Source organism: Dietzia sp. B19, assembly GCF_014145155.1.
Lineage (GTDB): Bacteria > Actinomycetota > Actinomycetes > Mycobacteriales > Mycobacteriaceae > Dietzia > Dietzia natronolimnaea.
Genome location: NZ_JAALED010000042.1, coordinates 1 through 4,441 on the forward strand (window position 1 = coordinate 1; position 4,441 = coordinate 4,441).

7 protein-coding genes are annotated in these 4,441 nt (G+C 69.6%); 4 read left to right on the forward strand and 3 right to left on the reverse strand.

All coding sequences use genetic code 11. The annotated features are described in order from the left end of the window. Window positions 1-814, reverse strand: an 814-nt coding sequence (locus G6020_RS01820; protein WP_182609473.1) for a CoA ester lyase, incomplete at its 3' end; no start/stop codon positions are given. A 200-nt stretch (window positions 815-1,014) separates the two neighbouring features. Here G6020_RS01820 and G6020_RS01825 point away from each other — a divergent pair. Continuing rightward, window positions 1,015-2,022: an ATP-binding cassette domain-containing protein gene (locus tag G6020_RS01825; RefSeq protein WP_179525890.1), complete on the forward strand. Its 1,008-nt coding sequence runs from the start codon at window positions 1,015-1,017 to the stop codon at window positions 2,020-2,022. After that, on the forward strand, window positions 2,019-2,885 hold the full coding sequence (locus G6020_RS01830; protein WP_179525889.1) for an ABC transporter permease: 867 nt from the start codon (window positions 2,019-2,021) through the stop codon (window positions 2,883-2,885). The genes G6020_RS01825 and G6020_RS01830 overlap by 4 nt, the downstream gene beginning before the upstream one ends. 14 nt (window positions 2,886-2,899) lie before the next feature. Here the strand turns inward: G6020_RS01830 and G6020_RS01835 are convergent, their stop codons facing one another. Then, window positions 2,900-3,406: a hotdog fold domain-containing protein gene (locus G6020_RS01835; protein WP_182609471.1), complete on the reverse strand. Its 507-nt coding sequence runs from the start codon at window positions 3,404-3,406 to the stop codon at window positions 2,900-2,902. An 81-nt stretch (window positions 3,407-3,487) separates the two neighbouring features. After that, window positions 3,488-4,078 carry a mycofactocin system transcriptional regulator gene (mftR, locus tag G6020_RS01840; protein WP_179525886.1) on the reverse strand — a complete coding sequence of 197 codons (591 nt, stop codon included), beginning with the start codon at window positions 4,076-4,078 and terminating at the stop codon, window positions 3,488-3,490. 137 nt (window positions 4,079-4,215) lie between these two features. On the opposite strand from mftR, the gene mftA reads away from it, so the two are divergent. Together mftA and mftB are read left to right on the forward strand one after the other, a co-directional pair. After that, window positions 4,216-4,302 carry a mycofactocin precursor MftA gene (gene mftA, locus G6020_RS01845; RefSeq protein ID WP_067716580.1) on the forward strand — a complete coding sequence of 29 codons (87 nt, stop codon included), beginning with the start codon at window positions 4,216-4,218 and terminating at the stop codon, window positions 4,300-4,302. A gap of 1 nt (window position 4,303) precedes the next feature. Continuing rightward, a partial coding sequence (mftB, locus tag G6020_RS01850) for a mycofactocin biosynthesis chaperone MftB (RefSeq protein ID WP_182609472.1) occupies window positions 4,304-4,441 on the forward strand: 138 nt, incomplete at its 3' end.

The following is a 4,441-nucleotide window of genomic DNA, read 5'->3' on the forward strand; positions in this document are numbered from 1 at the left end:
CGACGGCGTAGGCCTGCGCGAGGTGCGCGATCTTCTGCGCGCGGGCCAGCCGCGGAAGGTCCGCGCCGTCGCGGCACCGCTCGCCGCCGGGCCCCAGTTCGTCGATCACTGACTCGGCCCACGAGACGTCGGCGGCCGAGGGGGACAGGACCTCGTTGATGTACGGGGCCTGGTCCACCCGCAGGCACAGCTTGCCGGTCATGCCCATCTCGACCGCGTGCTCGGCGGCGTCCATGAGGACCTGGGTATCGTTGGAGATGGTGGGCCCGTCGATCGGCGGAGCCACGCGCGCGACCCGGCTGGACACCACGAACTGCGAGCGGGTGTAGGCCATGGCGATCTGCGAGGAACCGATGCCGGTGTCACGGCGGTAGTCACCGATGCCGAACGCCAGGCGCACCACCTGGTCGGTCTTGGCGATCTCCGTGGCGGCGGCCAGACCGTCGGCGGACTCCACCAGCGCGACGATCGGTGTGTCCGCGGCCAACCGGGCGGCCGTCAGCGAGACGTGCTCCGGGTTCTCGGTCTTGGCCAGCATCACGCCGTCGAGGCCGGGGCAGTGGCCCAGGGCCATGAGGTCCTTCTCCCACTCGGGGGAGCGGACGTCGTTGATCCGGACCCAGGCGTGGTTGCCGGCCTCGAGCCACTGGCGCACCTCGCGGCGCGCGCGTTCCTTCTCCGACTGGCGGCACCCGTCCTCGACGTCCAGGACCACGACGTCCATCTCGGAGTTCACGGCCGCGTCGAAGCGCTCGGACTTGTCGGCAGGCAGGAGCAGCCACGAACGGGCGATCGTCGGCGGGATGGTCGACATGGGGCTCATGGGTACCGGTCATCCTTTGTTCGAGAGACGGTTCGCCGCGGGACGCGAGACGTCGCGCGGCAACCTCCCCACGATACGTTGCCCCGGTCGTGGCGTTCCACACGGTGACCAGCAAGCCATAGGACGCGATCGGTCCTCATTGGCGGACCTGCGTATTGACTACCGTTTCCCGGCGCGGCACTCTTTGGCGAGTGAGTACCAGACTGGCGTCCGACGCCCCGGCGATCGAGGCGGAACACCTCGTCAAGAAATTCGGCGACTTCACCGCCGTCGATGACATCTCCTTCTCCGTCCCCACCGGATCGGTCCTCGGACTGCTGGGGCCCAACGGGTCCGGCAAGACCACCACCATCCGCATGATGACGACCCTGAGCCCGCCCACCTCCGGCACCGCCCGCGTCGCCGGGCACGACGTGATGGGTGCCCCGGCCGAGGTGCGCAAGGCCATGGGCCTGACCGCGCAGGCGGCCACCGTCGACGAGCTGCTCACCGGGCGCGAGAACCTGCGCCTCATCGGGGACCTGTACGGCCTGCCCAAGAAGATGGTCAAGACGCGCGCCGACGAGCTACTGGAGAAGTTCTCGCTCAGCGACGCCGCGACCAAGGTCGCCAAGAGCTACTCCGGGGGCATGCGGCGCCGGCTCGATCTGGCGGCCAGCCTCGTCGCGGCCCCGCCCGTGCTGTTCCTGGACGAGCCGACCACCGGGCTCGACCCCCGCTCGCGCAACGAACTCTGGGACGTCCTGCGCGACCTGGTCCGCGACGGAACCACACTGTTGCTCACCACGCAGTACCTCGACGAGGCCGATCAGCTGGCCGACCGGGTGATCGTCATCGATCACGGCAGCGTCATCGCCGAGGGCACCCCGTTGCAGCTCAAGGACCGCTCCGGTGCGGCCAGCCTGGTCATCACCGTCTCGAGGCCGGACGACGTCGACGAGGCCGTCCGCGTCCTCGACGGCCGGATCGGGGAACTGCACGTCGACCGCGACGCGCGTCGGCTCACCGCGCCGTCGGAGGGCGTCTCGGCGCTGGCGGGGATCGCCACCGCGTTCACCGACGCCGGCATCGAACTCGACGACATCGGCCTGCAGCGCCCCAGTCTGGACGACGTCTTCCTGTCCCTCACCGGACGCAGGGCCGAGGACACCGCGGACGCCGCGGACGTCGAGACCATCGAACAGGAGAACCGGGTATGAGCACCGTCGCCGACCCCACCCACACCTCGGCCACCCACGAGCGGTTCGCGATGCCGGTCCGTCACGAGGGGCCGCCGCTGAGCCGGCAGATCTCCGCGCTGGTGCGCCGCAACCTCTTCCACATCCGGCGCCAGCCGGAGAACCTGGCGGACGTCACCATCCAGCCGGTGATGTTCGTCCTGTTGTTCGCCTTCGTGTTCGGCGGCGCGATCGCGGTGGCCGGCGGCGTGAACTACCGCGAGTGGCTGCTGCCGGGCATCATGGCGCAGACCATGGCGTTCTCCTCGTTCGTCGTGGCCGCGGGACTGTGCAACGACCTCAACAAGGGGATCATCGACCGCTTCCGGACCCTGCCCATCCAGCGAGCGTCGATCCTCATCGCGCGTAGCGCGTCCAGCCTCATCCACTCCTCCATCGGAGTGGTGGTGATGTCGCTGACGGGGCTCGTCGTGGGGTGGCGGATCCGGAGCGGGATCGTCGACGCCGTGCTGGGCTACCTCATCCTGCTGGGCTTCGGGTTCGTCATGATCTGGATCGGGATCGTCGTGGGCTCCCGGCTCAAGACCATCGAGGCGGTCAACGGTGTCATGTTCACCACGATCTTCCCCATCACGTTCCTCGCCAACACCTTCGCGCCCCCGGAGTCGATGCCGTCGTGGCTGCGGCCGGTCGCCGAGTGGAACCCGCTGGCCTCGGTCGTCCAGGCGATGCGTGAGCTCTGGGGCAACGCCCCCGCCGTCGGACCGGATGCCGCGCTGCCGTTGCAGCACCCGGTCCTGGCGTCACTGTTGTGGATCGTGGGGCTGACGGTGATCATCGCCCCGATCGCCGTCAAGGCCTTCGACGCCCGGACCCGCGACTGACGCGCCCGCGACCGTCAGCGCTTGGTCTTGGGGGAGACCCGGATGGTGATGGAGCCGACCACCGGTTCGACGCCGGCGTCGTCGACGAAGCGCAACGGGACGTCGATGTCCTGCCCGCTGGTGATGGCCGAGAAGTCGGGGATCTCGGTCCACTCGGCGGTGACGGTCAGGCCGCCGGTCGACATGGCCGGGTAGCGCACGTTCATGCCCACGGGGATCCACCGGTGGGTGGCCGGCACGGTGGCCTCGGCGAGCACGCCCATCGCCATCTCGGCCAGGTTGAGGGCGGCGATCACGTGGAAGGTGCCGATGTGGTTGCGGTTGCCCCACCAGCCCGGGCCGCGCACCTCGCAGCGTCCGGGCCGCACGTCCACCACGTGCGGGAGGACGGTGCGGAAGTAGGGGGCCTTGAGGCTCACGGCCGCGCTGAACAGGCGCGAGCCGAAGGGCAGCCGGGTGGCCTTCTGCCAGAGGCGGTACGTCTGGGTGGGTGCGGGCTGGACGGGTGCGGTGTCGGTCATCCAGCCGATATTACTCCCCGGTAGGTTCCGGGTGTCGCGCACCGCCTGACGCACCGCGGTGCCCACCGCCGGCCCGCCGCCTCAGGCCAGGATGCACGTCCCCTGCCTGAGGAGTTCGTGGAGCCGGGCCTGGTCGGCGTCGGGCTCGTCGACCCAGCGCCGGTACGCCGAGAGGGCGATCCCGAGCGCGGCGTGAGCCGTGGCGGCCGGGATCAGATCGTGCACGGTCTCCCCGCGACGCGCGGCCACGAACTCCGCGACGGCCCTCCGCCAGTCCGCGTACATCAGCGTCGAATGGGCCTGGAGTTCGTCCACCCCGAGCAGTAGTCCCATCCGCAGGCGGTGCACCTGGGTCTCGGAGTCCGGGAAGGTGTTGAACGCGACGAGCGAGTCCGCCAGCGCGTCCCGGAGCGGGGTCGAGCCGGGGATCTCGGCCAGCTGTCGCCGCATCCCGTCCATCTGCACGTCGAACTCGCCCCACGCGATCGCCGCCTTCCCCGGGAAGTACCGGAAGAGGGTCCGCCGGGAGATGTGTGCGGCCTCGGCGATCTCGTCGACGCTGGTCGCGTCGTATCCCTGGCGCGCGAACAGCCTCAACGCCACCGCCACGATCGAGGCGCGCGTCGTGGACGGTCGTCGCCCGGGGACGCGACTGTCGTCAGACTCCGTCATTCCCATGATCGACAAGCCTAGAGCCATCCCGGACGCGGACCGTGCATTGACCATTGCAATTGGCACTAGGTGCCAATATGATGCAGGTCTCACCTGGAGTGGTGAGGAACCCAACCGCGTTGACGAGAGGAACCGCCGTGGAGAACACCCAGAACACCGAGGTAGTGCTGGAGGAGGCCCTCATCGAGGAGGTCTCGATCGACGGTATGTGTGGGGTCTACTGACATGACCTCCGCAGCAGCGCCGGCCGGCGCCGGACAGGACGCCGCGCCCGCGGCCTTCGATCTCGACGCCGGCTGGCGCCTGCACCCCGGAGTGGCGCTGCGTCCCGAGCCGTTCGGGGCCCTGCTCTACCACTTCCAC